Annotated in this window: 27 protein-coding genes and 1 pseudogene; 15 read left to right on the plus strand and 13 right to left on the minus strand. The window is 63.2% G+C overall.

Features of this window, described 5'->3' with window-relative positions; all coding sequences use genetic code 11:
* Positions 1-7 precede the first annotated feature (7 nt).
* Positions 8-541, plus strand: coding sequence for an NADPH-dependent FMN reductase (locus tag AC0L2R_RS30045; protein WP_473513233.1), 534 nt, complete (start codon positions 8-10; stop codon positions 539-541).
* A 222-nt stretch (positions 542-763) separates the two neighbouring features.
* On the opposite strand, the gene AC0L2R_RS30050 is transcribed toward AC0L2R_RS30045, so the two are convergent.
* Entirely contained in the window at positions 764-1,681 is a 918-nt protein-coding gene (locus tag AC0L2R_RS30050) for an SMP-30/gluconolactonase/LRE family protein (protein WP_473513194.1), read from the minus strand.
* Between the two features lie 297 nt (positions 1,682-1,978).
* Between AC0L2R_RS30050 and AC0L2R_RS30055 the strand changes: the two genes are divergently transcribed.
* Positions 1,979-2,146: a hypothetical protein gene (locus AC0L2R_RS30055; protein ID WP_473513195.1), complete on the plus strand. Its 168-nt coding sequence runs from the start codon at positions 1,979-1,981 to the stop codon at positions 2,144-2,146.
* Between the two features lie 89 nt (positions 2,147-2,235).
* Here AC0L2R_RS30055 and AC0L2R_RS30060 read toward each other — a convergent pair whose 3' ends face one another.
* From AC0L2R_RS30060 to ccmA, 4 genes are all read right to left on the minus strand, one after another.
* Complete coding sequence (locus tag AC0L2R_RS30060) at positions 2,236-2,814, minus strand: DsbE family thiol:disulfide interchange protein (protein WP_023803345.1); 579 nt, start codon at positions 2,812-2,814, stop codon at positions 2,236-2,238.
* Positions 2,811-2,978 (minus strand): heme exporter protein CcmD, encoded by a 168-nt coding sequence (gene ccmD, locus AC0L2R_RS30065; protein ID WP_023803344.1) that lies wholly within the window; start codon positions 2,976-2,978, stop codon positions 2,811-2,813. Before ccmD ends, AC0L2R_RS30060 begins: the two co-directional genes overlap by 4 nt.
* Before the next feature lie 168 nt (positions 2,979-3,146).
* Positions 3,147-3,812, minus strand: a complete 666-nt coding sequence (gene ccmB, locus AC0L2R_RS30070; protein ID WP_023803343.1) for a heme exporter protein CcmB — start codon at positions 3,810-3,812, stop codon at positions 3,147-3,149.
* Between the two features lie 229 nt (positions 3,813-4,041).
* The gene (ccmA, locus tag AC0L2R_RS30075) at positions 4,042-4,650 is read right to left on the minus strand and encodes a heme ABC exporter ATP-binding protein CcmA (RefSeq protein WP_473513196.1); all 609 of its coding nucleotides are present in this window, start codon (positions 4,648-4,650) and stop codon (positions 4,042-4,044) included.
* 285 nt (positions 4,651-4,935) lie between these two features.
* Between ccmA and acnA the strand changes: the two genes are divergently transcribed.
* Entirely contained in the window at positions 4,936-7,626 is a 2,691-nt protein-coding gene (acnA, locus tag AC0L2R_RS30080) for an aconitate hydratase AcnA (protein WP_473513198.1), read from the plus strand.
* 67 nt (positions 7,627-7,693) lie between these two features.
* On the opposite strand, the gene AC0L2R_RS30085 is transcribed toward acnA, so the two are convergent.
* Entirely contained in the window at positions 7,694-8,359 is a 666-nt protein-coding gene (locus AC0L2R_RS30085) for a ceramidase domain-containing protein (RefSeq protein WP_473513200.1), read from the minus strand.
* A gap of 178 nt (positions 8,360-8,537) precedes the next feature.
* Here AC0L2R_RS30085 and AC0L2R_RS30090 point away from each other — a divergent pair, with 178 nt between their 5' ends.
* Both AC0L2R_RS30090 and AC0L2R_RS30095 read left to right on the plus strand, forming a co-directional pair.
* On the plus strand, positions 8,538-9,332 hold the full coding sequence (locus AC0L2R_RS30090; RefSeq protein ID WP_473513202.1) for a DUF1223 domain-containing protein: 795 nt from the start codon (positions 8,538-8,540) through the stop codon (positions 9,330-9,332).
* Positions 9,333-9,926: 594 nt separating this feature from the next.
* Complete coding sequence (locus AC0L2R_RS30095; protein ID WP_473513204.1) at positions 9,927-10,313, plus strand: DUF2794 domain-containing protein; 387 nt, start codon at positions 9,927-9,929, stop codon at positions 10,311-10,313.
* Here AC0L2R_RS30095 and AC0L2R_RS30100 read toward each other — a convergent pair whose 3' ends face one another.
* The 4 genes from AC0L2R_RS30100 to AC0L2R_RS30115 form a co-directional block, all read right to left on the minus strand.
* On the minus strand, positions 10,314-10,886 hold the full coding sequence (locus tag AC0L2R_RS30100; RefSeq protein ID WP_473513206.1) for a GNAT family N-acetyltransferase: 573 nt from the start codon (positions 10,884-10,886) through the stop codon (positions 10,314-10,316).
* Between the two features lie 117 nt (positions 10,887-11,003).
* Complete coding sequence (locus AC0L2R_RS30105; RefSeq protein WP_091592171.1) at positions 11,004-11,783, minus strand: Bax inhibitor-1/YccA family protein; 780 nt, start codon at positions 11,781-11,783, stop codon at positions 11,004-11,006.
* A gap of 241 nt (positions 11,784-12,024) precedes the next feature.
* Positions 12,025-14,574 carry an ABC transporter permease gene (locus tag AC0L2R_RS30110; RefSeq protein WP_473513208.1) on the minus strand — a complete coding sequence of 850 codons (2,550 nt, stop codon included), beginning with the start codon at positions 14,572-14,574 and terminating at the stop codon, positions 12,025-12,027.
* Positions 14,574-15,284, minus strand: coding sequence for an ABC transporter ATP-binding protein (locus AC0L2R_RS30115; protein ID WP_473513210.1), 711 nt, complete (start codon positions 15,282-15,284; stop codon positions 14,574-14,576). Before AC0L2R_RS30115 ends, AC0L2R_RS30110 begins: the two co-directional genes overlap by 1 nt.
* An 85-nt stretch (positions 15,285-15,369) precedes the next feature.
* Between AC0L2R_RS30115 and AC0L2R_RS30120 the strand changes: the two are divergent.
* A pseudogene (locus AC0L2R_RS30120) lies at positions 15,370-16,013 on the plus strand (arylesterase).
* Between the two features lie 139 nt (positions 16,014-16,152).
* A complete protein-coding gene (gene thpR / locus AC0L2R_RS30125) occupies positions 16,153-16,749 on the plus strand; it encodes an RNA 2',3'-cyclic phosphodiesterase (protein WP_027153691.1) in 597 nt (198 codons plus the stop codon).
* Here thpR and AC0L2R_RS30130 read toward each other — a convergent pair.
* Complete coding sequence (locus AC0L2R_RS30130; RefSeq protein ID WP_091592165.1) at positions 16,653-17,171, minus strand: low molecular weight protein-tyrosine-phosphatase; 519 nt, start codon at positions 17,169-17,171, stop codon at positions 16,653-16,655. The two genes, thpR and AC0L2R_RS30130, sit on opposite strands and share 97 nt — an antisense overlap.
* 52 nt (positions 17,172-17,223) lie before the next feature.
* Here AC0L2R_RS30130 and AC0L2R_RS30135 point away from each other — a divergent pair, with 52 nt between their 5' ends.
* The 5 genes from AC0L2R_RS30135 (at position 17,224) to AC0L2R_RS30155 (ending at position 20,714) form a co-directional block, all read left to right on the plus strand.
* On the plus strand, positions 17,224-17,544 hold the full coding sequence (locus tag AC0L2R_RS30135) for a 4a-hydroxytetrahydrobiopterin dehydratase (RefSeq protein ID WP_091592162.1): 321 nt from the start codon (positions 17,224-17,226) through the stop codon (positions 17,542-17,544).
* A 115-nt stretch (positions 17,545-17,659) separates the two neighbouring features.
* Positions 17,660-18,022, plus strand: coding sequence for a YkvA family protein (locus AC0L2R_RS30140; protein ID WP_023803329.1), 363 nt, complete (start codon positions 17,660-17,662; stop codon positions 18,020-18,022).
* A 234-nt stretch (positions 18,023-18,256) separates the two neighbouring features.
* Positions 18,257-18,760 (plus strand): invasion associated locus B family protein, encoded by a 504-nt coding sequence (locus tag AC0L2R_RS30145; protein WP_091592451.1) that lies wholly within the window; start codon positions 18,257-18,259, stop codon positions 18,758-18,760.
* Between the two features lie 269 nt (positions 18,761-19,029).
* Positions 19,030-20,265: a dual-specificity RNA methyltransferase RlmN gene (gene rlmN / locus AC0L2R_RS30150; protein ID WP_473513212.1), complete on the plus strand. Its 1,236-nt coding sequence runs from the start codon at positions 19,030-19,032 to the stop codon at positions 20,263-20,265.
* Positions 20,262-20,714 (plus strand): hypothetical protein, encoded by a 453-nt coding sequence (locus AC0L2R_RS30155; RefSeq protein ID WP_473513213.1) that lies wholly within the window; start codon positions 20,262-20,264, stop codon positions 20,712-20,714. Before rlmN ends, AC0L2R_RS30155 begins: the two co-directional genes overlap by 4 nt.
* A 55-nt stretch (positions 20,715-20,769) precedes the next feature.
* Here the strand turns inward: AC0L2R_RS30155 and AC0L2R_RS30160 are convergent, their stop codons facing one another.
* Complete coding sequence (locus AC0L2R_RS30160) at positions 20,770-21,411, minus strand: LysE family translocator (RefSeq protein ID WP_473513215.1); 642 nt, start codon at positions 21,409-21,411, stop codon at positions 20,770-20,772.
* A 427-nt stretch (positions 21,412-21,838) separates the two neighbouring features.
* On the opposite strand from AC0L2R_RS30160, the gene AC0L2R_RS30165 reads away from it, so the two are divergent.
* From AC0L2R_RS30165 to leuB, 3 genes are all read left to right on the plus strand, one after another.
* On the plus strand, positions 21,839-23,062 hold the full coding sequence (locus tag AC0L2R_RS30165) for an argininosuccinate synthase (RefSeq protein WP_473513216.1): 1,224 nt from the start codon (positions 21,839-21,841) through the stop codon (positions 23,060-23,062).
* A gap of 456 nt (positions 23,063-23,518) precedes the next feature.
* Positions 23,519-23,896 carry a RidA family protein gene (locus AC0L2R_RS30170; protein ID WP_473513217.1) on the plus strand — a complete coding sequence of 126 codons (378 nt, stop codon included), beginning with the start codon at positions 23,519-23,521 and terminating at the stop codon, positions 23,894-23,896.
* Between the two features lie 232 nt (positions 23,897-24,128).
* A complete protein-coding gene (gene leuB / locus AC0L2R_RS30175) occupies positions 24,129-25,232 on the plus strand; it encodes a 3-isopropylmalate dehydrogenase (protein ID WP_473513218.1) in 1,104 nt (367 codons plus the stop codon).
* Between the two features lie 60 nt (positions 25,233-25,292).
* Here the strand turns inward: leuB and AC0L2R_RS30180 are convergent, their stop codons facing one another.
* On the minus strand, positions 25,293-25,976 hold the full coding sequence (locus AC0L2R_RS30180; RefSeq protein WP_473513220.1) for a DUF805 domain-containing protein: 684 nt from the start codon (positions 25,974-25,976) through the stop codon (positions 25,293-25,295).
* Between the last annotated feature and the right edge of the window lie 78 nt (positions 25,977-26,054).

The raw sequence follows: 26,054 nt of genomic DNA on the forward strand, positions 1-26,054 counted from the left end.
TAAGCCTTTGCTGAACATCCTCGCCATTTCCGGCAGCCTGCGCGCCGCCTCGACCAATTCGGCCCTGGTCGCGGCGCTCGCGCAAAACGCGCCGCCGGACTGTCGCGTATCCGTCTATGACGGGCTTGGCCGGCTGCCGATTTTCAATCCGGATGACGAAGGCGAGCGGACGCCACCGCAAGCATCCGCGCTGATCGACGCGGTCACCGCCGCTGACGGCGTGATCGTCTCCTGCCCTGAGTATGCCCATGGCGTACCGGGCGGGCTGAAGAACGCGCTCGACTGGCTGGTGTCGCGCGACGCCGCTGTCGCCAAGCCGGCCATGCTGGTGCACGCCTCGCCGCGCTCGCTGTTTGCCCGCGCGGCTCTGGCCGAGATCATGCGCACCATGTCTTTCGCGCTTTTTGAAGACACCGCGCTCGAAATCGCCCTGCTCGGCAAGAGGCCACCGGAGGTGGACAAAATCCTGTCGGAGCCGGCAAGCCAACTGGCAATGCACAACGCCATTTCGGAATTCGCCGATTTCATCCGGTCGCGTTAAGCGGCGGCCACCGTGCTTTCGTTATCCCGGGCGGAGCGAACGCTAAGGGCGTCGGCGACAAAGCTGCCGATCTCCCCCCACGTGGGGGAGATGCCCGGCAGGGCAGAGGGGGGGCGCTGTCCCGCAGCCTCTCGCAAACTTCCTTCCGTCTCAACGTCTCGACATTGGTCTCGCCGCCGAACCAGTCGCGCGCAGCGACCTCTTCGAAGACCCCAGGGCCGCTCAAAATGTCTTTGCGCCGTTGACCATCAGCCGGACCATGTAGAGCGAGGTCGTGCCGGCGATGTAGAGGCAGTTCAGCTTGTTGCCGCCGAACACGCAATTGGCGACGACTTCCGGCACCTTGATCTTGCCGATCAGCGTCCCGTCCGGATCGTAGCAATGGATGCCGTCGGCGGCACTGGTCCAGATCCGCCCCTGGTCGTCTAGCCTGAAACCATCGAACAGGCCGGCCGTGCAATCGGCGAAGACCTTTCCGCCTGAGACCTTCTTGCCGCCCTCGCCGACATCGAACACGCGCATATGCGCCGGATTCTGCGCGCCATGCGTGCGGCCGGTATCGACGACGTAGAGCTCGCTCTCGTCGAGCGAGAAGGCAAGCCCGTTGGGCCTGATCATGTCGGTGATCACCGCTTCGATCTCGCCGGTGCCGGGGTCGGCCCGGTAGACATGGCAGGCGCCGATCTCGCTCTCGGCCTTGTCGCCCTCATAATCCGTATCGATGCCGTAGGTCGGGTCGGTGAACCAGATCGAACCATCTGACTTGACCACCGCATCGTTGGGCGAGTTCAGCCGCTTGCCGCGCCATTTGTCGGCTATGGTGGTGATCGAGCCGTCATGCTCGGTGCGGCTGACGCGGCGGCCCGAATGCTCGCAAGTGACCAGCCGGCCCTGCCGGTCGACGGTGTTGCCGTTGGAATTGCCCGACGGCTGCCGGAACACGCTGACGCTGCCGTCGGTCTCGTCGTAGCGCAGCATTCGGTTGTTGGGAATGTCGGACCAGACCACATAACGGCCGGCCGCAAACCAGGCCGGTCCTTCGGCCCACCGGCATCCGGTGAACAGCTTGTCCACCTGCGCATTGCCGTTGAACAGCCGCGCAAAGCGTGGATCGAGAATTTCGTAGTCTTCGGCGGCCATGGTTTTCTCCTGGGTCATGCAAATCGTTGGTGCCGGCGCGATCAAGCCAGCCGGCGATCGATATGGCAAGATCGTTGATACCGGTCTCACCGCATCTTGACGGAGACGGGCAACGCCGCCCTTGCACAGATGGCAAAACCCAAATGACAGCCCAATGCACCGTTAACCGGCTATGCGCCCAGCGCAATGGTGCATTGCAACATCTTCTTTTTGCGATGCACCATAACTATGTCATGCTGCGTATCGATCAGGGAGGAACAACCTGCCGCAACAATGCGGCACAGAAGGAACCTCGCTATGATTCTCGACAGGCTCATGAGCCGCGCTCGCACCAGCATCGCCAAGCGCCGGCAATACAACCGCCTCATCGCCGAAATCGACTCGTTTTCCAGCCGCGATCTGGCCGACATGCGCGCCGACCGCAGCGAAATGCTCTACCAGGTCCACAAGCAGGTCTACGGCTGAATCTTCGGTCGACCTATCACGTTCGTAATCCTTGGGCGTAACGACGCAAAGCGGAGTGAAGACCCAAGAATGACGAAACGGCGGGGCCATCAGCCGGGTGCTGCCAGCGCCTTCTCGATCTCCGGCAGCAGCAGCGCTTGTGCTGAGCCCGGCGTCAGCGGGCCGACGTGCTTGTAGGCGATCTTGCCGTCCTTGCCGACGACGAAGGTTTCCGGCACGCCGTAGACCCCCCAGTCGATCGCCGCGCGCCCTGCCGTGTCGACGCCGATCGCCTGGAACGGGTTGCCGAGATCGCCGAGGAACCGGCGGGCGTTTTCCGGCTGGTCCTTGTAGTTGAGGGCGGCGATGACGAAGCGCTTGTCCTGCGACAGCGCCAGCAGCAGCGGATGTTCGTCGCGGCACGGCCCGCACCACGACGCGAAGACGTTGACGAGCGTAACCTTGCCGGCGAACTGCCTGGAATCGAGCCCCGGCAAATTCATGCCCTCCAGCGCCGGCAGATTGGTCTGCGGCGCCGGCAGGCCGATCAGCGCCGATGGCACTTCCGACGTGTCGCGGCCGGACAGCAGCTGCGTCAGGAACAGCCCCGCCAGCCCGAGGAAAATCAGCAGCGGCAACAGCACGATCAGGCGGCGTGAGCGCGCCGGCGTTTCCGTCTCCATGCTCATGATTTCCCCGCCTTGTCGGAGCGCCGCCGCACGCCGGACGCTTCCAGTTCGGCGAGGTCTCGTCTGCGTGCACGCTGGTCGAGCAGGATCCAGCCGATCAGCCCGGCCAGCACCACGGCCGTGATGGCATAGGCAGCGGTCACATAGAGCGCATGCGCGCTCATAGGGGTCGCTCCTCCGGTGCAAAACCTTTCAGCCGGACCATTTCGCTTCGTTCCAACATGCCTTCCTTTAACCCTGCGCCATCGGCTTCGCAATCGACAGCAGCGCCGCAGCCTTTGACGCCCTGTAATCACCAACGATGGCGTAATCACGAACGATGGCCGGCCCCATCAGTCGGTTCCATGGCGCAGCGCCAACGCTGCCGCAACCGGCCCCAGCACGGCAAGAAACAAGGTCAGCGCGGCAAGAATGAGGAAAGGCTGCAGAAACGGATCAGGGTTCGCCACCGCGCCATAGCTTGCCGAGACGCCGAAGATCAGCACCGGGATGGTCAGCGGCAGCACCAGCACCGAGATCAGCAGCCCGCCACGCGGCAGTGCCACCGCCACCGCCGCACCGGCAGCGCCGATGAAGGTAATCGCCGGCGTGCCGACCAGAAGGGTCAGCGCCGTGGCGCCGATCCCGATCGGCTCCATGTTCATGAACAGGCCGAGCAAGGGTGCGGCGATGACCAGCGGCAGCACGCTTCCTGCCCAATGCGCCAGGCATTTCGTCAGCACGGTCAGCGCCAGCATCTGCCGGTCGTCGCCGAGCACCAGCAGATCGAGCGAGCCGTCTTCCCGGTCGGCCTGGAACAATCGGTCGAGACCGAGCAGGCAAGCCAGCAAGGCGCCGATCCACAGGATCGCCGGGCCGATGCGGGCAAGCAGATTGAGGTCCGGCCCGACGCCGAAGGGGATCGTGGCGATCACCGCGAGAAAGAAGATCACGCCGGTCAGCGCCCCGCCGCCGGCCCGGATACTCAGGCGGATATCGCGCAGGAAGAGGGCTAGCATAGGCGAGCCGCTCCTGCAGAGCAGCCGCCTTTTTTCACACGATGGCGTTCCCGCCCACCCCCCTCTGTCCTGCCGGACATCTCCCCCGCAAGGGGGGAGATTAGCAGTTCCGCGCAAGGCATCTCTTCTTCAACGTCAGTGATTGGCGAAAGCCGAGGTGACATCCAATCTCCCCCCTTGCGGGGGAGATGTCCGGCAGGACAGAGGGGGGTGCGAAGGAATGCCGACATTACCCAGTTTCCCCCATAACCAACCCTTGTGCCCCTTCCAACCCCAACGGCAGATGGGTGGCTGCGACAATCATCCCTCCCTCGTCCAGATGCTCCCGCATCAGCCGGCCGAATCGCTCTTCCGAAGCCTTGTCCAATCCGGCCGTCGGCTCGTCGAGCAGCCACAGCGGCCGCCGGCTGACCAGCAGTTTTGCGATCGCCGCGCGGCGGCGTTGCCCGGTGGAGAGATAGCCGAACGGCAGATGGCCGATACCGTCAAGCCCGACCATTGCCAGCGCCTCTTCGGCGCTCAAGAAATCCGCGCCCGAAAAATCGCGCCAGAAGCGCAGATTTTCCGCCACGCTCAGCGCCGTCTTCATCGCGTTCTGGTGGCCGAGATAGTGGCAGGCCGAGGCGACCGACGGAAAATCCTCACCGCCACCTTCGACAAGCAAACGGCCTGCCGCCACCGGCAGCAACCCGGCAACGACCCTGAGCAGCGTCGATTTTCCCGCGCCGTTCGGCCCGGTGACGATCAGCGCCTGGCCTTTGCCAAGGGCAAAGTTGATGCCGGAAAAAACCGCCTCGCCGCCGCGTTCGCCGCCCAGATTTTCGGCGATCAGCCGCATTCCATGCCCGTCCCGAAAACATCGCGCCACGGCAGCTGCCGCATCGCACAAAATAGCCGTTCGACTGTCTAGAACTATTCCAGGAAATTCTCTATATGCGGGGCATCCGTGCCAGCGGTCGGCACGGGAAGCGAATTAGCGCCGAACCAGCGCACGCGCCGCCTTGAACGGCTCGGGTTGGCTGGGAACGGACAGCGGAAATGGCCGTACCCGCACCTTTGCGCGTGATTGCATGCCATCGGCGTCCGTTCCCTTTCAGGCTGAACAGACAAGGACGGATCGCACGTGTCAAAATCCCTCGATAGTTTCAATTGCCGCCGCACGCTGACCGCGGGCGGCTCCGACTATGTTTATTACGACCTCGTCGAGGCCGAGAAGAACGGCCTCACCGGCATCGCCCAGTTGCCCTATTCGATGAAGGTGCTGCTGGAGAACCTGCTGCGCAACGAGGACGGCCGTTCCGTCACCAAGGAGAGCATCCAGGCGGTTGCCGGCTGGCTGACCGACAGGGGCACCGCCGGGGTCGAGATCGCCTATCGCCCGGCCCGCGTGCTGATGCAGGATTTCACCGGCGTTCCGGCCGTGGTCGACCTGGCCGCCATGCGCGATGCCATGGCCTCGCTCGGCGGCGACCCGCAAAAGATCAATCCGCTGGTGCCGGTCGACCTGGTCATCGACCACTCGGTCATCGTCGATGAGTTCGGCACGCCGCTGGCTTTCGCCAGGAATGTCGAGCTTGAATACGAGCGCAACGAGGAACGCTACAAATTCCTGAAATGGGGCCAGCAGGCCTTCCGCAACTTCCGCGTCGTGCCGCCCGGCACCGGCATCTGCCACCAGGTCAATCTCGAATATCTCGGCCAGGTCGTGTGGACCAACACTGAAGGCGGCGAAACCACCGCCTATCCCGACACCTGCGTCGGCACCGATTCGCACACCACCATGATCAACGGCCTTGGCGTGCTCGGCTGGGGCGTCGGCGGCATCGAGGCCGAGGCCGCGATGCTTGGCCAGCCCGTCTCCATGCTGTTGCCCGAAGTTATCGGCTTCCGGCTCACCGGCAGGCTCAGGGAAGGCGTCACCGCCACCGATCTCGTGCTCACCGTCACCCAGATGCTGCGCAAGAAGGGCGTCGTCGGCAAGTTCGTCGAATTCTTCGGTCCGGGTCTGTCCAACATGACGCTGGCCGACCGCGCCACCATCGGCAACATGGCGCCCGAATATGGCGCGACCTGCGGCTTCTTTCCGGTCGATGGCGAAACCATCCGCTACCTCACCATGTCCGGCCGCGAGGAAAACCGCATCGCGCTGGTCGAGGCATACGCCAAGGCGCAAGGCATGTGGCGCGATACCGGGTCGGCCGATCCGGTCTTCACCGACCTGCTCGAGCTCGATCTCGGCAGTGTCGTGCCGTCGATGGCCGGCCCCAAGCGTCCAGAGGGCCGGGTCGCGCTTGAAGGCATTCCGGCCGGCTTTGTCAAGGCGATGGAAACCGAATACAAGAAGGCGGTCGAAATCGACAAGCGCTATGCCGTCGAGGGCACCGACTATGACCTTGGCCATGGCGACGTCGTCATTGCCGCCATCACCTCCTGCACCAACACGTCGAACCCGAGCGTGCTGATCGGCGCCGGGTTGCTGGCACGCAACGCCAACCGGCTCGGGCTCAAGCAGAAGCCGTGGGTCAAGACATCGCTGGCGCCGGGCAGCCAGGTCGTCGCCGAATATCTGGAGAAATCCGGCCTGCAGAAGGAACTGGACCAGATCGGCTTCAATCTGGTCGGCTTCGGCTGCACCACCTGCATCGGCAATTCCGGCCCGTTGCCGGCGCCGATCTCCAGAACCATCAACGACAAGGGCTTGATTGCTGCCGCGGTGCTTTCCGGCAACCGCAATTTCGAAGGCCGCGTCTCGCCCGACGTGCAGGCGAACTACCTCGCTTCGCCGCCGCTGGTCGTCGCCCACGCACTGGCCGGGACCGTGACCAAGGATCTGACCACCGAACCGCTCGGCGAGGACCGCGACGGCAACCCGGTCTACCTCAGGGACATCTGGCCGAGCTCGGTCGAGATCCAGGAGTTCATCGAGAAGAACGTGACGCGCGAACTGTTCGCCCGCAAATATGCCGACGTCTTCAAGGGCGACGAATACTGGCAGAACGTCAAGGCGCCGGAAGGCCAGACCTATTCCTGGGACAACAATTCGACCTATGTGCAGAACCCGCCCTACTTCGCTGGCATGACATCGGGCTTCGGCACGATCGGCGACATCAAGGGCGCCCGCGTGCTCGGCCTGTTCGGCGACAAGATCACCACCGACCACATCTCACCGGCCGGCTCGATCAAGGCGGCCTCGCCGGCCGGCAAGTACCTCATCGATCATGGCGTCGGCGTTGCCGACTTCAACCAGTACGGCACGCGGCGCGGCAATCACGAAGTGATGATGCGCGGCACCTTCGCCAATATCCGCATCCGCAACCACATGCTGGGTGAGAACGGCCGCGAGGGCGGCTACACGATCCACTATCCGTCGAAGGAAGAGAAATCGATCTACGACGCCGCCATGGAGTACAAGAAGGAAGGCGTGCCGCTGGTCATCTTCGCCGGTGTCGAATACGGCAACGGCTCGTCGCGCGACTGGGCGGCCAAAGGCACCAATCTGTTGGGCGTTCGCGCCGTCATCGCTCAGTCCTTCGAGCGCATCCACCGCTCGAACCTGGTCGGCATGGGGGTAATCCCGTTCGTCTTCGAGGAGGGCACCTCATGGGCCTCGCTCAACCTCAAGGGCGACGAACTGGTCGAAATCGACGGACTGAGCGCCATCAAACCGCGTCAGAAGTTGATCGCGAAGATCACTTATGGCGACGGCACGGTGAAGAACATTCCGATCATCTGCCGCATCGATACGCTGGACGAGCTCGACTACTTCAAGAACGGCGGCATCCTGCAATATGTGCTGCGCGATCTGGCAGCATAAGGTGAGGGAATAGGGAGTAGGGCAGTAGGGAGTAGGGGCAGGAAACACCTCCCCTACTGCCTACTGCCTACTGCCCTCCCTTCCCGAACCGCGCCGCCGCCGCCAGCAGCACGCCGAGCATCAGCCCGTTGAGGATGTGCCACAGGAAATGCGTGCCGAGCGGGAAGCTGCCGCAGACCAGCGGATCGATCGTCCTGAAGGTGACCGACACGACGAAGATCGCCGAGCCCGCCAGATTGTACCAGCCGGCGCGGTTGCCGCTCGCCGCCACCCAGGCGCCGAAGAAGGCGAGCGCCAGGAAGGGCGGCAGGTAGCCGGTCGTGCCGTTCGATGCCTGGCGCAGCCAGTCCGGCACGGCCCAGGTCAACAACCCGGTGACGGCATAGAAGGCAAGGAAGATGGCGATCGCCTTGCCCCATTTCATAGCGAGGAAACGGCGCAGGTTGAACAGCGTGTAGGCCAGCGTGAACCCGGCGATCGGCAGCACGTCGGCCCAGACTGTGGCATGGTTGGCAAAGGTGTGGAACAGCGCCGAGCCGATGCCGATCGCCACCACCCACCAGGCCAGAATTTCGGCGAAGATGCCTGTGCCGCGCCGGCGCACCTCACGGACACCCCACAGCCCGGCGACAAGAAAAGCCATATTGGTCAGTGCGTTGACCGGTTCGGCCCAGAACTGTGGCCCGACCCGCTCGCAGTACAGGTCGACCGGCGTCAGGTGAGTTTGCCACATGCTGATTGTCGCCCGAATCGGTATCTACCTTGAAGTGTAGCCCATCCTGTTGCGCCCTTGCAGTTTGTCGCAACGGTAGAATTTCACCGCAACGTGACTTCCCGTTGACTGCCGCTTCTGCCACATATTTCGCCAACCAGAACAAAGCCGGCCATCACCGGCGGGAGTCGAAACGGCCATGACACCTCGAAGACCATTGCGGCTTGCGGCGTTTGCGCTGGCCCTCTCGGTGCTTGCCGGAGCTGGACTTGCCGCCAATGCGCTTGCCGGCGAGGCCGACCGCTCTCAGACAGATAAATCCCTGGTCGGCCAGCCCTTGGGCGTGGTCGAGCTCTTCACCAGCCAGGGCTGCAGCTCCTGCCTGCCGGCCGATGCGTTTTTCGCCGAGCTTGCCGCCAAGGAGAACATCGTCGCGCTCGCCTATCACGTCGACTACTGGGATTATCTCGGTTGGAAGGACACGCTGAGCCGCAAGGAGAACACCGAGCGGCAGTATGAGTATATGCGTGCCTTTGGCAGCCGCTCGGTCTATACGCCGCAGGCCGTCATCAACGGCCGCAGCCATGTCAACGGCGCCCGCCGCGAGGAAGTCGACGGCGCGCTCGCCCGCATGGAAACGTCCGGCGAAGGCATGCAGGTCCCCATCGACGTCAGCCGGACCAGCGACCGCGTCATCATCGACGCCGGCGATGCCGGGAGCGGCCCCAGCGATGCCCATGTCGTCATCGTCTATTTCGACCCGCCGCAGACGATCAAGATCGGCAAGGGCGAGAACACCGGCCGCAGCATGACCTATTGGAACGCCGTCTCCGGCATCCAGACCGCCGGCATGTGGCACGGCAAGGCGCAGCGCTACGAACTGCCGATGAGCGTGATTACCAAGAAAGGCGGCTGCGCCGTGCTGCTGCAATCGGTGGGCAAGGACGGCATGCCGGGTCCCATCCTGGGCGCCGCCTTGATCCACAAGCCCTGAACGCCCTCTCCTTCTCCCTGGTGGGGCCCGAAGGGCGGGCGAGGCCCACGACTCGCCCCGGGTGGTGGATCGGCGCGCAGCGTCGAAGGGATGAGGCGGCGGCGATTTCAAGCAAATTGCCACGCTGGAGCACCCCTCATCCGACCGAGCTGTCGCTCGGCCACCTTCTCCCACAAGGGGAGAAGGGAAGGCCGCGCATTCACTCGGCCAATAAAATAAAAAACCGACGTCAGCTTGCTTCTGACGCCGGTCATTTAGGTTTTGGGATCGTCGCGCTCGATTTCTCCAGGGGAGAAACCGAGGTTGGTTCGATCCGACGCAGACCCGTGGGCGGGGGGCTTGGGGTTTACGAGCCAGTGCCGGACCGAACCGTCTCAGGCAACACCCGTAAATTCGTCGGAGATTGGGGCTTTAGCGCGGTTAAAAGAAGGCAGGATTGTGGCAAAGCATCACCAATTTCAACGGGCGTTTTTATAAACGTGACTGGACACCTCGGAAACGTTGCCCCGCCAGCCTTTCCCCAGCCGGGCTTGCAATTCCATGGCGAAAGCGCCAACTTTGATTAATGTAAGATTCATTCGAAGGGATCGAGGCATGACTGATCACGGCAGTGGGACGGAGGATGGGGACGCATCCGCAATACTGATCCCGCTGCATGAGGCAAGACGTGAACGCCTCGACCAGCCGGTGCGGTTCGACCGGCGTGAATTGGACCAACTCCTGAGGCTTTACGGGCGCATGGTCGCCGCCAATGAATGGCGCGACTACGCCATCGACCATCTTGCCGACCGCGCCGTCTTTTCCGTCTTCCGTCGCACCAGCGAGGTGCCGCTGTTCCAGATCGTCAAGGATCCGAAGCTGGCGCGCCGGCAAGGGGCTTTCGCCGTCATCGCCGCCGGCGGCCGCATCCTTAAGCGCGGCCAGGAGCTTGGCCGCGTGCTTGGCGTGTTCGACCGCACGCTGAAACTTGTCGAGGCCTAACTACTTGTTGTGCTTCCGGAATCTCCGTTCCGGCAGTGAGTTGGGATCGGGCGGAACCTGAGACCCGCCATTGATCGGCAGTTGCATGAACACCGTGTCGAGCCAGCGTCCGAGCTTGTAGCCGGAGGCTTCCAGACGGCCCGAATGGCGAAAGCCGAGCTTTTCATGCAGCCGGACCGAGGCACTGTCCGGCCGACCGTCGCCGATCACCGCGATGATCTGGCGGAAGCCCGCCGCCTCGGCCGCCGCGATCAGCCCTTGCATCAGCTTCAGCCCGATGCCATGGCCCTTGGCCTCGGGCGCGACATAGACAGAATCTTCGACGATGAACCGGTACGCAGGCCGCGCCCGGAAGGCGCCGGCATAGGCATAACCGAGCACGATGCCGGCTTTTTCCGCCACCAGATAGGGAAAGCCGCCCGCTATCAAACTGTCGAAGCGCTCGCCCATCTCGGCACGATCAGGCGGCTCCACTTCGTAGCTCGCCGTGCCGTGGATCACCGCATCGGCATAGATGGCGGTGATCCGGTCGAGATCGGCCGCTGTCGCGCCGCGTATCGTGATGCTGCTCATAATTTATGCAAGCCGTTCATCTGCCTTCTATAACAGCAAAGGCCGGCACAGAAGGAAAGGGCGGCCGTTAGGCCGCCCTTTCCAAATTCGCTGGTCCACAGACTCAAGGGGCCGTTGTTAACGGCGATCGCCCATGAACTGCAGCAGGAACATGAACAGATTGATGAAGTCGAGATAAAGCCTCAGAGCGCCCATGATAGCCTTGCGGCCGGCGACATCAGTCTCGTCGCCCTCGAAATACATCTCCTTGATGTTCTGCGTATCGTAGGCGGTCAGCCCTGCGAAGATCAGCACGCCGATCGCCGAAACGGCGAAGGAAAGCGCCGACGACTGCAGGAAGATGTTGATCACACTTGCGATGATCAGACCGACCAGGCCCATGATCAGGAACGAACCGAGCGCGGAAAGATCGCGCTTGGTCGTGTAGCCGTAGAGCGACAGTCCGCCAAAGGCGGCGGCGGTGGCGAAGAAGGTCTGCGAGATGCTGGCGGTGGTGTAGACCAGGAAGATCGACGACAGTGACAGGCCGACGAGGCCGGCATAGACCCAGAACGTCGTCTGCGCGGCCGAAACGCTCATCGACTGGACGCGAAACGACAGGAACAGCACCGCTGCCAGGGGGGCAAAGATCACCAGCCATTTCAGCGGCGAGCCGAAGATCGCGTAGCCGAAGGATGTCAGCATATCGCCGTTCGGCAGCGTAGCGACCGCCGAAGCCGGATCGGTGGTGGTGGCCAGCATGATCGTTCCGACCGCGGCGAGGCCGGTGATGAGGAGGCCAAGCCCCATCAGATTGTAGACCTTGATCATATAAGCGCGCAGGCCCTGGTCGATAGCAGCATCGACGCCGACGCCGGGCACGGCACGCGTCTGATAATTGCGAACGGGTTCAGCCATGGAAATCCTCATATTGCTTCTGCCCCGTCCGGTGTCCGGTCGATTTGGACCGAGGCGCCGCTGGCGGGGCTCCAGCATGCCTGCCGCGAAATATGATGGTTATTGGCGTCAAGAACAAGACCGTAACCGGGCGTAATGCTTCGTGAAGTAGCAAAAATCTGGATTTATCGGCCGTCCGAAGCCCAACATTAACAAGATTTAACCAAATCCCGGTCGCGTTGAGCTTGCCGACCCTTGCAGATCAGAGATTGCGCAGCACCGGCGCCGCCTTGTGGCCCAGCACCCGCCAGGTGCCGGCGAGGCCGATGCCGACCGTGACCAGCAAGGCAAAGACTATTGTGGCCACCGCCACATCGGGCATGAAATGCGACGGCAGCGTCATGACGCGCGCGACAACGAACCACGCCGCAATGCCGCCTGCCGCCAGCGCGAAGATCGCGGTGGCGAGGCCGATCAGCATATATTCCAGCGAAAAGGCCGCGATCAGCGTCTTCCTGGTGGCGCCCAGCGTCTTCAGCACCACCGCATCGTGGATGCGGGCGCGGTTGCCGGCCGCCAACGCGCCGGCCAGCACCAGCACCGAGGCGATCAGCGCCACCCCAGCCGCGGCCCTGATAGCGGTGCCGAGTTGCGCCACCAGCCGGTTGACGATGTCGAGCGCGTCCTTGACCCTGACTGTCGTCACCGCGGGAAAGGCACGGGTGACGGCGTTGAGAAGACGGGCATCGTCGGCCGGCGACGCGCCCTTTTCGGTCAGCGTCGCCAGCCAGCTGTGCGGCGCGCCGGCAAATGTGCTGGGCGAGAACACCATGACGAAATTGATGCCCATCGTCTCCCACTCGACCTGGCGGAAATTGGCGATCTTCGCCGTCACGTTGCGGCCGAGTACGTTGACGGTGACGGTATCGCCGAGTTTCAGCCCGATCTCTTTGCCTTCCTCGGCCGAAAACGACACCAGCGGCTCGCCGGCATAATTGTCCGGCCACCATGTGCCTTCGGTCAGCGTCGCATTCGCAGGAATTCTGGCCTCGTAGGTCAGCCCGCGATCGCCGCGCAGCACCCAGGCCCCTTCCGCCGGGACCTTGACCTTGTCGACGTCGACGCCGTTCAGCGCCATCACCCGGCCGCGCAGCATCGGCACCTTGACCAGCGTGCCTTGCGGCGCCTCCCTGCCGACCAGCTCCGAGAACGCATCGACATCGCTGCTCTGGATATCGACGAAGAAGAAGTTCGGCGCCCGCTCCGGCAGGCTGCCGGAAATCTGCCGCCTGAGATTGCCGTCGATCAGCGCCAGCGTCACCAGAAGCGTCAGCCCCAGTCCCAGCGACAGCACCACCGACGGCGTCAAGGCGCCCGGCCGATGGATGTTGCCGATGGCGAGCCTGAGCACCGTCGAACCAACGCGTGGGCTCCTTTTGGCGGCCCACTGCACCAGCGCGCCGACAAGGCGCAGCACCAAAAAAGCAAAAATGGTGGCGCCGACGAAGATCGAGGCGATGTAGCGGTCGCCGGAAAACAGAATGGCCAGCGCCGCCAGCAGCAGCGCGATGCCGAGCGCCGCCGCCGTGTAGAGCGGGCGCGGAAAGCCGCGGCCCTCAAAACCCATTTCGCGAAACAGCGCCGTCGCCGGCACGTCGCGCGCCCGGCCGAGCGGCAGCAAGGCGAAAGCCAGCGTCACCAGCAGCCCGAACAGCGCCGCCATGCCGAGCGCGCCGGGATAGAATCCGCCCTCCGCCGGCACCGGAATGATCGACTGCAGCGCCGCGCTCGCCGCGAACGGCATCAGCGCGCCAAGCACGACGCCGAGCGTGATGCCAAGCACGGCGATCATCAGGATCTGCACCAGGTAGACGGCAAAAACGAAACCGCCCGAAGCTCCCAGGCTCTTGAAGGTGGCAATGACGCCGCGCTTGCCGTCGAGATAGGCGCGCACCGCATTGGCCACGCCGACGCCGCCGACCACCAGCGCCGTCAGCCCGACCAGCGTCAGGAACTGCGAAAACCGTTCGATATTGGCGGACAACGCCGGCGCTGCATTGCTGCGCGTGCGGATCGACCAGCCGGACTCGGGAAACTCCTCCGCCGCCTGATCCTGAATGGCTTTTATGCGCGTCTCGCCGGTGCCGCCGGGCAGGCGCACCTTGTAGGCGTTCTCGACCAGGCTGCCGGGCTGGATCAAACCGGAAGCGGCAAGCCCGTCCGTCGAGATCATCAGCCGCGGCGCAAAGCCGAAGCCGTCGGATACCGCGTCCGGCTCGTTGACGAGCCGGGCGCGCAGTTCGAAGGTGGCGCTGCCCAGCTTCAGCCGGTCGCCGATCCGAAGGTTCAGCCGCTCGAACAAAAGGTCGGGTGCGGCGGCGCCGAAAACACCGGGTTTCTCGCCGAACAATTCCTGCTTCGACAGCGCCGGCTCGATCTGCAGCGCACCATAGAGCGGATAAGCGCCGTCGACCGCCTTGGCTTCGACCAGCGCCTGGTCGGAGCCGTCCTCGAGCCGCGCCATCGAGCGCATGTTGGCGCTGTGCGAGACCGTGCCCAGCCCGTCAAGAAAGACGTGCTCGGCTTGCGTCGCGGCGCGCTGATTGAGCTGGAAACGAAGATCGCCGCCGAGCAGCGACTGGCCTTCGTTGGCGACACCGGCGGTAATCGCCCGGGCCACCGAATTGACACCGCCGATCGCCGCGACGCCAAGCGCAATGCAGGCAAGGAAGATCAGGAAGCCGGACAGCCCGCCGCGCATCTCGCGCAGCGAGAAGCGGAAGGCGAGCTTCAGCGTGCGCGACAGCGGCATCAGGCCGGCACCTTGCCAGGCTTTGGAACTGGTTCTGGCGCATCCTCGATCCGGCCCGACCGCATCGACACCTGCCGGGAGCAGCGTGCGGCGAGCGCCGGATCGTGGGTGACCAGCACCAGCGTCATGCCGCGCTCGGCCGCTTTGGCGAACAGCAGATCGGCGACCTGCCGTCCCGTCGCCTGGTCCAGGTTGCCGGTTGGCTCGTCGGCGATCAGGATGCGCGGCGAAGGCGCCAGCGCCCGGGCGATCGCCACACGCTGCTGTTCGCCGCCGGACAATTCGCCGGGATAGTGAGTGACGCGGTCGCTCAAGCCTACCGACTCGAGCTCCCGTGCCGCCACCCCGAACGGATCGGCATGGCCGGCTAGTTCCAGCGGCACTGCGACATTTTCGAGCGCCGTCATGTTGGGAATGAGGTGGAAAGACTGGAAGACGATGCCGATGTTTCGCCCGCGAAACGATGCGATCTGATCTTCGCTCTTTCCGTTCAGCAATTCGCCGGCAATCCGTACCGTACCCGAATCGACCCTTTCCAAGCCTGCCAAAACCATCAGCAGCGTCGACTTTCCCGAGCCCGACGGACCGACGATGCCGGTTGCCTCGCCATTTGCCACGTCGAGGCTGACGCCCTTTAGCACATGGACGGAAGACGCTCCTTCGCCGAGCGTCAGCGATACGTTTTTCAGCGCGATGACGGCTTCTGTCAAAATAAAATCGTCCTATATGGGAAAGGGAGGGCAGAATTCCGCCTACCGCCAGTATAATGTTCTCGGTCATATGGGGCCCTGCCGCATGGCTTTCAAACACCGACTTGCCGCAGCCTTCGTCCTTTTCCTCGGAATTTGCGGCGCCATTTCTTCGGCGCGCGCCGAGCCGTTCACGATCGTCGGTTTCGGCGACAGCCTGATGGCAGGATTTGGCCTCGGACCGGACGAAGGCTTCACCCGGAAACTTGAGGCAGCACTCCGCGCCAAGGGCCACGATGTGACCGTCGCCAATGCCGGCGTATCCGGCGATACGTCGAGTGGCGGCCTGTCGCGGCTCGACTGGTCGGTGCCGGACGGCACGCAGCTTGTCATTCTCGAACTCGGTGCCAACGACATGCTGCGCGGCGTTTCTCCCGATATCACCCAAAAAAATCTCGACGCCATGCTGGCGAAGCTGAAGCAGCGCAACATCGCCGTGCTGCTGGCCGGCATGCGCGCCGCCCCCAATCTCGGCGCCGACTACCAGAACGGCTTTGACGCGATCTTCCCGAAACTGGCGGAAAAACACGGCGTCACGCTCTATCCATTCTTTCTCGACGGCGTCGCTGGCGAACCAGCTATGCAACTTGAGGACGGTCTGCACCAAATGCCAAGGGCGTCGACCGCATGGTCGAGCGCATACTGCCGGATGTCGAGAAAGCCATTGCCGTGGTTAAGGGCGACTCTTGAAGGGACCGGATTTCGATGATGCCACGCATTCCCCGCACGATTTGATTTTAGGCCAGGTGCAACCAACAAACCGCTTGCCCCGCTCGATTTTCGATGATTCGCTAGGGGCAGAGTTCGATTCGAGGACAGGAGGCTTGCCATGCCGCGTCTTTTCACCGCCCTCGAAATACCGCGTGATGCCGCCCTTTCGCTGTCCCTGCTCCGGGGCGGCCTGCCCGGGGCCCGTTGGATCGACGTCGAGAACTACCATATGACGCTGCGCTTCATTGGCGATGTCGAGGGCCATGTCGCCGACGAGATCGCCAACGCGCTCGACCGTGTCCACCGCCCATCCTTCGCGCTGACACTGTCCGGCGTCGGCGCCTTCGGCCAGAAAAAACCGCACGCGGTGTGGGCCGGCGTCTCCTTCTCGCCCGATCTTGCGGCGCTGCAAGCCGAGATCGAGCGCATCTGCCAGCGCCTCGGCATCCCCGCCGACCCGCGCAAATTCATGCCGCATGTGACGCTGGCCAGGTTGCGCAATTCGAGCCCGCTCGACGTCGCCCAGTATCTTTCGGCGCGCGGCAATTTTTCGACGCTGCCCTTCCGTGTCGGCCGCTTCGTCCTGATGTCGTCGCGCGATTCGGTCGGCGGCGGACCCTACATCGTCGAGGAGGCCTGGCCGCTGTCGGGCGCCGACAGCCGTGCATCGAGCCGCGTCGCCAGCGCCTCCGACGCTTCGCGGATCATGCGGTAGACCGAGGCAAACGCCTCCGGCCCCTGATGATAGGGGTCCGGCACGTCGCCCACCTTTCCCTCGGCGAACTCGAGGAACAGATGGACACGGTCGCGCATGGCGGCAGGCACCAGCGCTTTAAGATCCCGGAGATTCGATCGGTCCATGGCGAGAATGAGGTCGAAACGCGAAAAATCGTCCGGCGCCAGCTTGCGCGCCGTCTGTCCGGAAATATCGACGCCGTGCCGCTTGGCGATCGAGATCGAGCGCGGGTCGGGTGCCGAACCGGCTTCCCAGTCGCTGGTCCCGGCCGAATCGAGCAGGATATCCCGATCGAGGCCGCGCTCTGCCAGGACGGCGCGCAACACGCCCTCCGCCAGTGGCGAGCGGCAGATATTGCCGAGACAGACGAAGAGAATGGATTTTATCGGCTTGGCGCTCATCGATCCGGCACTATGCTGAAGACTGCAAATCCAGATAGCACGGGAAGCGACCATGGCGAGAGAGAAACTGGGCAGGGAGGCGGCCGCCGAGGCGCTGGCCGGGCTCGACGGCTGGTCGCTGGCCGAGGATGGCGGCTCGATCGCGCGCAGCTTCACATTCAGCGATTTTTCCGAAGCCTTCGCCTTCATGACCCGCGTCGCCCTGGCGGCGGAGAAGATCGACCATCACCCCGACTGGTCGAACGTCTACAACACGGTGAACGTGACGCTGAACACCCATGATGCCGGCGGCCTGACCGCGCTCGACTTCGAACTGGCCAGGACGATGAGCCGCTATTTCGGTCAGGTCGTTGGAGAACTGTCGACGCCGTAGCCTGATTTTCAGACCGCAGAACGGCCGAGCTCTTGTAGTGGACTGGCGCTTTCACCACATTTTCCGCTGGCAGGCGCGCGTGGAACGCCATGCGCAGCCTCGTTAGGAGAGACTGATGGCGCAAAAATCAGGTTTTGATTTCTTCGGCTTTGGCGGCAAGCCGGGCGACGAGAGCGAAGTGCGCGAGAAATTCTGGCGCACGGCCAAGCGGGCTGCCCGGCAGATCCCGTTCATGGAGGAACTGGTCGCCGCCTACTACTGCGCCATGGACAAGAACACGCCGCTGCGCGCCAAGGGCATCCTGGTGGCGGCGCTGGGCTATTTCGTGCTGCCGGCTGACGTCATCCCCGACTTCGTCCTCGGACTGGGCTTTACCGACGACATCGCCGTGCTGACCGCCGCGATCACCACCGTCAAAGCCCACATCACGTCAGCGCATCGGCTCGCCGCCAAACAGGCGATTGCCGACAACGGCTGAGCCGGCGATAAGGCAGAAAAGTCAAACTCTTGCCGCTTTCGTGGCATCCAAGTCGCGAAAGGGACGTTGCAACTGCCGCTTTCGAGCGACGGGCGCAAGGATGGCGGCGGTTTCCTGGGGTGGATGTCCTTTTCCTGAGGGAACTTCACCGTTTGGTAACCCAGATTAAATCAAAATGAAGCGACGGGCAGGACGCCGAGCCGGCCTGCCTCCGCACCATATATGGGAAAAGCGATGCGCGGATTGATTGCTACAATTTCGAGCCTGGCACTGGTGGCCATGACAGCGCCGGCTCTGGCGCAGTCGGCAACCAAGATCGGCCAGCACAATGCCTGGGGCACCTACAGCTACCAGGCGTCGGGCGGCAAGGTTTGCTATGTGTTGACCGTGCCGACCGACAAGCAGCCGCCGACGCTTGACCATGGCGACATGTTCTTCTTCGTCAGCCAGCGGCCGGGACAGCAAGTGTCTTACGAGCCGCAATTCATCGCCGGCTACAATTTCCAGGAAAACTCCAAGGCCACCGTTACCATCGACGGCAAGAGCTTTTCGATGTTCACCCGCGGCAAGTCGGCCTGGGTCGAAAACGCCGCCGAGGAGCCGGTGCTGATCGCCGCGATGAAAACCGGCAGCGACATGAAGGTGCAGGCGAAGTCCGGCCGCGGCAACACCACCACCTACGTCTTTTCGCTGAAAGGCATTTCGGCGGCGCTGTCGTCCATCGCCAGGTGCAAATAGCCAATAATTAGGTGCGGTCTTCCCTTCTCCCCTTGTGGGAGAAGGTGTCGCCGAAGGCGACGGATGAGGGGTGTTCCAGGGAACACCAACGTCTCATTCCTTCCAGCACCCCTCATCCGGCTCGGCGCTACGCGCCGATCCACCTTCTCCCACAAGGGGAGAAGGAAACCGCCGCCTGCATGACTCCGCCGTCAAGCTGTGCTATGCGCCGCGCTTCATTTCGGGCACGATGCTGTAATCGGCCGTAAATCGCTTATATTGGCGCAACAATGACCCTCTCATTCGACCTTACCACTGAAGGCGCCCGTGACGCGTTGCGCGCCCGCGCCGCGCCGGCGGAAAATCCGTCGCTGATCGGCCTGACCCGCGCCGAGCTTGGCGCTGCGCTCGTTGCATCAGGCATCGTGCCGGAGCGCCAGGCCAGGATGCGCGCCCAGCAGCTCTGGCACTGGATGTATGTGCGCGGCGTCTCCGACTTTGCCGGTATGTTCAACATCTCCAAGGATCTGCGCGCCGAGCTCGGCAAGCATTTTACCGTCGCCAGGCCCGAGATCGTCGAGGAGCAGATTTCCTCCGACGGCACGCGCAAATGGCTGTTTCGCTTTCCGCCGCGCGGCGCCGGCCGGCCGGTCGAGATCGAGACCGTCTACATTCCCGAAGAAGGCCGCGGCACGCTCTGCATCTCCTCGCAGGTCGGTTGCACGCTGACCTGCTCCTTTTGCCACACCGGCACGCAGAAGCTGGTGCGCAACCTGACCGCGGAGGAAATCCTCGCCCAGCTTCTGACCGCCCGCGACCGGCTCGGCGATTTCCCCGACCGCGACACGCCCGATGGCGCCGTCGTTCCGGCCGAGGGCCGGAAAGTGTCCAACATCGTCATGATGGGCATGGGCGAGCCGCTCTACAATTTCGAGGCGGTGAAGAAGGCGCTGCTGATCGCGTCCGACGGCGACGGGCTTTCCCTGTCGAAGAGACGCATCACGCTGTCGACTTCCGGCGTCGTGCCGGAGATCTTCCGCACCGGCGACGAGATCGGTGTCATGCTGGCGATCTCGCTGCACGCCACCAATGACGATCTGCGCGACCTTTTGGTGCCGATCAACAAAAAATATCCCTTGAAAGAGCTGATCGCCGCCTGCCGCGCCTATCCCGGCCTGTCGAACGCCCGCCGCATCACCTTCGAATATGTGATGCTGAAGGACGTCAACGATTCGATCGAGGACGCCAAGGGACTGATCAAGCTGCTCAAAGGCATTCCGGCCAAGATCAATCTGATCCCGTTCAATCCGTGGCCGGGCACCAACTACCAGTGCTCGGACTGGGAGACGATCGAGAAATTCGCCGACTACATCAACAATGCCGGCTATGCCTCGCCGATCCGCACGCCGCGCGGCCGCGATATCCTCGCCGCCTGCGGCCAGCTCAAGTCGGAATCCGAGCGCATGCGCAAGGTCGATCGGCTCGCGCTGGAAGCAATGATGATCGCGGGGCACGGCGAGGCGTGACCCGCCTTGTCGCCTACTTCATCCGCTTCGCCATCATCCTGATCGGTTATGGCGTTGCCGCGCTGGCGGCCAGCGCTTTCCTCAACGTCATGTTCCTGGCGTCGCTGGGCTATACGCCGGAGCATGTGCAGCCGGCGGCGACGGCCTCGCTGTATTTTTCAATCCCCTTCGTTGCGTTGTTCGTCGCCTATTTCGCCTTTATGCCGGCAACGGTGGCGATTCTCGTCTCGGAAATCCTCGGACGGCGCGACTGGCTGTTCTATGCGCTGGCGGGCGCAGTGGTCGCGGCGGTCTTCCTCGGCTTCGCCCACCAGACCGCCGACGCCAATTTCGAGATCACCGACCCGCGCGTCGTCGCTGCCGTGATCGGCAGCGGCATGGTCGGCGGCATTTTCTACTGGCTGAGCGCCGGGCGCTCGGCCGGAAGCTGGCGGCAGATCGGACCATGATCCCGAAAAGTGGAGACCGGTTTTCGGAAACGATCATGGTCAAGCAAGAATAGGTCTACTTCGCCTGGGCGGTCAGGATCTTGAGCGCGAAGGCCGAAAACACCCCGGCGAACAGATAGTCGACGACGCGCGTTACCCGCGGGCTGGCTTTCATCGCGCTCGAGAACTTTTCTGCCGCAAAGACCATCGGCGCTGTTACCGGGATCGACAAAACGACGAACATCGCGCCGAGGAAGAACAGTTTTCCGGGCGAGTTCGGATCATGCGCCGAGACGAACTGCGGCAGGAAGGTCATGAAGAACAGGATGATCTTCGGGTTGAGCAGATTGACGCCGAGCCCTGCCGCCCACGCACGAAACAGCGAAATCTCCGGCCCGCTCTGCTTCTCGGGCGAAAACGCCGAACCCTTGGTGATCGCCTGCCACGCCAGGAAGACGAGATAGCCGGCGCCAAAGATCTTCAGGGCCAGGAAAGACATCGGCGAGGCGACGATCAGCGCCGAGATGCCGACCACCACCAGCGTGGTGTGGATCAGCGTGCCGAACAGCGCGCCGGCCATCGAGGCAAAGCCGGTGGCGCGGCCATGGCTCAGCGTGCGCGACACGAACAGCGTCATGTCGGGGCCTGGCGTGATCGCCAGGATCACGGTGGCGATGGCGAACTGGATCAGCGTGGTGGTGTCGGGAATGAAGGACATCTGCGGGCCCCTGGATAAAGAAAGCGCAGCCTATAGCGCAGGTGCCAAGCCCGCGCCAGCTTCTCGCAAGCACGGCGTCTGGTATAGCGAGACTCCGACAAACAATCGCGCCCAACTCGTGAAGCCAATCGTCAAATGTCGGCGCCGCCCCTCATTGCCCTGCCGGGCATTTCTCCCCGTATTGTGACGGGGAGAAAGGGCTGGCCGCAGCCTCAGCGCCATTCTTGCAGCGTTAGAGTTTGGCGAAACCGATGAAGCCGCCTCCTCTCCCCGTCACTATACAGGGAGAGGATGCCGGCAGGCAGGTGAGGGGCGGTGCAAACGCCCGGAAGGAACGATTGCCCTCCGGAACACTGTTCGTCCCTTGCGCAGCCCGGAAAGGCCGTGATACCTCGCCCGACGAGAACCTCTGTCGCGGAACAGCCAAATGTCGAAAGCAAAAGCCGTCAAGAAGGTCGTGCTCGCCTATTCCGGCGGCCTCGACACCTCCATCATCCTGAAATGGCTGCAGACCGAGCTTGGCGCCGAGGTGGTCACCTTCACCGCCGATCTCGGCCAGGGCGGCGAGCTGGAGCCGGCGCGGCGCAAGGCCGAGATGATGGGCATTAAGGATATCCGCATCGTCGACGTGCGCGAGGAGTTCGTCTCCGACTTTGTCTTCCCGATGTTCCGCGCCAACGCCGTCTATGAAGGCACCTATTTGCTCGGCACCTCGATCGCCCGGCCGCTGATCTCCAAGCACCTGGTCGAGATCGCAAAAGAAACCGGCGCCGATGCGATTGCGCATGGCGCCACCGGCAAGGGCAACGATCAGGTCCGTTTCGAGCTTTCGGCCTATGCGCTCAATCCCGACATCAAGGTCATCGCGCCATGGCGCGACTGGTCGTTCAAGTCGCGCACCGACCTGATCAACTTCGCCGAGCAGCACCAGATCCCGGTGCCAAAGGACAAGAAGGGCGACGCGCCGTTTTCGGTCGACGCCAATCTTCTGCATTCGTCCTCCGAAGGCAAAGTGCTGGAAGACCCGTGGAGCGAGCCGCCGGAATTCGTCCACCAGCGCACCATCTCGCCGATGGACGCGCCGGACAAGGTCACCGAGATCGAAATCGAATTCCTGAAGGGCGATCCGATCGCGCTCGACGGCAAAAAACTGTCGCCGGCGACGATGCTGGCGGCGCTCAACGATCTCGGCCGCGACAACGGCATCGGCCGGCTCGATCTTGTCGAGAACCGTTTCGTTGGCATGAAATCACGCGGCGTCTACGAGACCCCCGGCGGCACCATCCTGATATCAGCCCACCGGGCGATCGAATCGATCACGCTCGACCGTGGCGCCGCCCACCTCAAGGACGAGTTCATGCCGCGCTACGCCGAGCTGATCTACAACGGCTTCTGGTTCGCGCCCGAGCGGCTGATGCTGCAGGCGATGATCGACAAGAGCCAGGAAGACGTCGAAGGCACGGTGCGGCTGAAACTTTACAAGGGCAACGTCATCGTCACTGGCCGCAAGTCGAACAAGACGCTCTATTCCGACGCGCTGGTCACCTTCGAGGATGACCGCGGCGCCTACGACCAGAAGGACGCCGAAGGTTTTATCCGCCTCAACGCGCTGAGGCTGAGGACGCTGGCGGCGCGGAGCCGAAAGAGCTAACCATTTTCTCTGCACGGAGGGCTTTGGCTCTTTTGGCTGAACCTCAGGGGACAGTAGGTGATCATTGGTGGCCGGCCTGCCCCCAGCCGCCAATCTCAACGTTGGCGATTTGCCACAGGCCAACGCCTTCGTCATCCTAGGGCGGAGCGACGCGAAGCGGAGCGCAGACCCTGGGATCCATTCCGTGACTTCAGCCGTAGAATGCTGCGGCTCAGAACGGCGCTTGTATCCACCACTGCGCCAATGGAAGACCGACTGATCGAGAAGACCAATCCAGAATGGGTCGAGCTTTTGCCTTGAGGAGTTCGAGCCCGCCTCGCTCGACCTCGCTGCGATCGAACGCAGGGCCGACATGCCTGCCTATAACGGTTTTGCACTGTCGATCCCCCCCGCCTGGCCCATAGCCGGAAGGCACCTCTTCAGCTCAATATCGCCTGAAGAATATGCGAGGGAACCATGCGGAAACTGATCTCCACCGGCTCGCCCTTCGAGAAGGCCGCCGGCTATTCGCGCGCCGTGGTGCAGGGCGACTGGTGTTTCGTTTCCGGAACGACCGGCTACGACTATGCGACCATGACAATGCCGGAGACGGTCGAGGCGCAGACGCGCAATTGCCTGGCGACGATTGCCAAGGCGTTGCAGGATGGCGGTTTTGAGATGGCCGATGTGGTGCGGGCGCATTACTACATCACCGACGCGGCTTTCGTCGACATCGTCTTTCCGCTCCTGGGCGAGGTGTTTGGCGACATCAGGCCGGCGGCAACGATGATCGTCTGTCAGCTCAACAAGCCGGAAATGAAGATCGAGATCGAAGTGACGGCACTGAAGCGCTGAGTTCGATGGCGGCGCAGGAGCTTGCGCGACCTTGTCGAGGCGCGTTCATCGACAAACATGCTCTGAACCAAACGCTTGCGCGTGAGCCTCTTGGCGTTTAGCAAGGCCGCGGCTCACGACAGCGCCGCGCGTCCTTTGGCCGCGAAAAGGGACGCTGTAGAATTTTGTTTCTGCGCATGATGCTTTGCGAAATCGATTCCGATTTCATGCGCCACAATTAGGACGGTTCCGGATGGCTTCGAAAAATCTTCTCCTGCTCGCCGGCGACGGCATCGGCCCCGAGACGATGGCCGAAGTGAAGAAGCTGATCGCCGCCATGAACGACAAGCTCGACAGCGGTTTTGTCACCGATGAGGGGCTGGTCGGCGGCTGCGCCTATGACGCGCATGGCGCGGCGATTTCCGATGCCGACATGGCCAAGGCGATGGCCGCCGACGCGGTGCTGTTCGGCGCCGTCGGCGGGCCGAAATGGGATGCGGTGCCTTATGAGGTGCGCCCGGAAGCCGGACTGCTGCGGCTGCGCAAGGACATGGAGCTGTTCGCCAATCTCAGGCCGGCCATCTGCTATCCGGCGCTGGCGGCATCCTCCTCGCTCAAGCAGGAGGTGGTCGAAGGGCTCGACATTCTGATCGTTCGCGAGCTCACCGGCGGCGTCTATTTCGGCGAGCCGAAGCAGATCATCGATCTCGGCAACGGCCAGAAGCGCGGCATCGACACCCAGGTCTACGACACCTTCGAGATCGAGCGCATCTCGGGCGTCGCCTTCGAGCTGGCACGCACGCGCAAGAACCACGTCACCTCGATGGAAAAGCGCAATGTGATGAAGTCGGGCGTGCTGTGGAACGAGGTCGTCACGCAGACGCACAAGGCCAGATATGGCGACGTCAAGCTCGACCACATGCTGGCCGATGCCGGCGGTATGCAGCTGGTGCGCTGGCCGAAACAATTCGACGTCATCGTCACCGACAACCTGTTCGGCGACATGCTGTCCGACATCGCCGCCATGCTGACCGGCTCGATCGGCATGCTGCCGTCGGCGTCGCTCGGCGCGCCGGATGCCAAGACGAAAAAGCGCAAGGCGCTCTACGAACCGGTGCACGGTTCGGCGCCCGACATCGCGGGCAAGGGCATCGCCAACCCGATCGCCATGATCGCCTCCTTCGCCATGTCCATGCGCTATTCCTTCGGCATGGTGGCTGAGGCCGATCGCCTGGAAAGCGCCATCGCCGCCGTGCTCGACCAGGGCTTGCGCACCAGGGATATTCTTTCCCCTGGCATGACCGAGGTCGGCACCGTTGAGATGGGCGACGCGATCATCGCCAGGTTCCTGGGCTAAGCCTGCTGGCGATCGACGTCCGCCCGGCTTCCAGCCCCTCAAAATCGCTGTGTCGACCAGCTAGGCCCTGACCCCCGCCGGCACCGGGCCCCACTGGTTTTCACGGGCCTGCGTCGGGATCAGCGCGAAGACCAGGATGATCAGCCAGCCGATGGTCGGGATGAGCACCGCCAGAAAAAGCCAGCCGGTCAGGCCGATGTCGTGCAGGCGACGCACGTTCAGTCCGATCCAAGGCGGGATTGTCGCCAGCACAAACGCGCCGCAAAGACCGACCGTCACTGCCGGCAATTCGTCAAGATGGCCCATCGCGTCGTCGATGAAGAGGCCGACGCCGACGACCACGATCAGCGCGATCGTCCAGAACAGGCAATAGCCCCAATATTCCTTGCGGCGGGCACGGCCGGAGAAATTGAAGTAATTTTCAGTAAGGCCCCGCCGGAAGTAGCTCCAAATGTCGGTGGCGGGAGCATTTTCAGCGAAACGGCCGAAATGTTGCGGCACCACGGGCGCATTGCCGGCCTGAGACGGGGCCACGGTTGCGTCCGTCGGACTGGCAGCCTGGACACGGATCGAAAAAACCTCGCGTGCCCGTCCGCCAGCCGGCTGGAACTCGATGGCCGTGCCCCTGCCTATCGTCGCCTCTCGGCGCAGATCCTCGCGCGCGAACGTGTAGCGGTTGCCGTCGGCCCCGGAGATGAAACCAAAACCCTGGTCCTCGTCATAGTGAAGCACTTCGCCGCGCATGTCCTGCCCCTCGTCCCGCTGGCCAGACTGTTCAAAGTTGCGGCAGATCGCAAGGGGTGCGTGCGCGGGAGCATCGCT

Source organism: Mesorhizobium sp. WSM4820, from assembly GCF_055811075.1.

What these genes read in the sequence shown, in the direction of transcription:
- AC0L2R_RS30090 (WP_473513202.1), top strand. Translation starts at nt 8,538, where the DNA reads ATGACACCTCGAAGACCATTGCGGCTTGCGGCGTTTGCGCTGGCCCTC.
- AC0L2R_RS30060 (WP_023803345.1), bottom strand. Translation starts at nt 2,814, where the DNA reads ATGAGCATGGAGACGGAAACGCCGGCGCGCTCACGCCGCCTGATCGTG.
- AC0L2R_RS30170 (WP_473513217.1), top strand. Translation starts at nt 23,519, where the DNA reads ATGCGGAAACTGATCTCCACCGGCTCGCCCTTCGAGAAGGCCGCCGGC.
- AC0L2R_RS30100 (WP_473513206.1), bottom strand. Translation starts at nt 10,886, where the DNA reads ATGAGCAGCATCACGATACGCGGCGCGACAGCGGCCGATCTCGACCGG.
- leuB (WP_473513218.1), top strand. Translation starts at nt 24,129, where the DNA reads ATGGCTTCGAAAAATCTTCTCCTGCTCGCCGGCGACGGCATCGGCCCC.
- AC0L2R_RS30105 (WP_091592171.1), bottom strand. Translation starts at nt 11,783, where the DNA reads ATGGCTGAACCCGTTCGCAATTATCAGACGCGTGCCGTGCCCGGCGTC.
- AC0L2R_RS30140 (WP_023803329.1), top strand. Translation starts at nt 17,660, where the DNA reads ATGGCGCAAAAATCAGGTTTTGATTTCTTCGGCTTTGGCGGCAAGCCG.
- AC0L2R_RS30050 (WP_473513194.1), bottom strand. Translation starts at nt 1,681, where the DNA reads ATGGCCGCCGAAGACTACGAAATTCTCGATCCACGCTTTGCGCGGCTG.
- AC0L2R_RS30130 (WP_091592165.1), bottom strand. Translation starts at nt 17,171, where the DNA reads ATGAGCGCCAAGCCGATAAAATCCATTCTCTTCGTCTGTCTCGGCAAT.
- rlmN (WP_473513212.1), top strand. Translation starts at nt 19,030, where the DNA reads ATGACCCTCTCATTCGACCTTACCACTGAAGGCGCCCGTGACGCGTTG.
- ccmA (WP_473513196.1), bottom strand. Translation starts at nt 4,650, where the DNA reads ATGCGGCTGATCGCCGAAAATCTGGGCGGCGAACGCGGCGGCGAGGCG.
- AC0L2R_RS30135 (WP_091592162.1), top strand. Translation starts at nt 17,224, where the DNA reads ATGGCGAGAGAGAAACTGGGCAGGGAGGCGGCCGCCGAGGCGCTGGCC.
- AC0L2R_RS30145 (WP_091592451.1), top strand. Translation starts at nt 18,257, where the DNA reads ATGCGCGGATTGATTGCTACAATTTCGAGCCTGGCACTGGTGGCCATG.
- AC0L2R_RS30160 (WP_473513215.1), bottom strand. Translation starts at nt 21,411, where the DNA reads ATGTCCTTCATTCCCGACACCACCACGCTGATCCAGTTCGCCATCGCC.
- ccmD (WP_023803344.1), bottom strand. Translation starts at nt 2,978, where the DNA reads ATGAGCGCGCATGCGCTCTATGTGACCGCTGCCTATGCCATCACGGCC.
- AC0L2R_RS30085 (WP_473513200.1), bottom strand. Translation starts at nt 8,359, where the DNA reads ATGTGGCAAACTCACCTGACGCCGGTCGACCTGTACTGCGAGCGGGTC.
- AC0L2R_RS30110 (WP_473513208.1), bottom strand. Translation starts at nt 14,574, where the DNA reads ATGCCGCTGTCGCGCACGCTGAAGCTCGCCTTCCGCTTCTCGCTGCGC.
- AC0L2R_RS30055 (WP_473513195.1), top strand. Translation starts at nt 1,979, where the DNA reads ATGATTCTCGACAGGCTCATGAGCCGCGCTCGCACCAGCATCGCCAAG.
- AC0L2R_RS30165 (WP_473513216.1), top strand. Translation starts at nt 21,839, where the DNA reads ATGTCGAAAGCAAAAGCCGTCAAGAAGGTCGTGCTCGCCTATTCCGGC.
- AC0L2R_RS30095 (WP_473513204.1), top strand. Translation starts at nt 9,927, where the DNA reads ATGACTGATCACGGCAGTGGGACGGAGGATGGGGACGCATCCGCAATA.
- ccmB (WP_023803343.1), bottom strand. Translation starts at nt 3,812, where the DNA reads ATGCTAGCCCTCTTCCTGCGCGATATCCGCCTGAGTATCCGGGCCGGC.
- AC0L2R_RS30180 (WP_473513220.1), bottom strand. Translation starts at nt 25,976, where the DNA reads ATGCGCGGCGAAGTGCTTCACTATGACGAGGACCAGGGTTTTGGTTTC.
- thpR (WP_027153691.1), top strand. Translation starts at nt 16,153, where the DNA reads ATGCCGCGTCTTTTCACCGCCCTCGAAATACCGCGTGATGCCGCCCTT.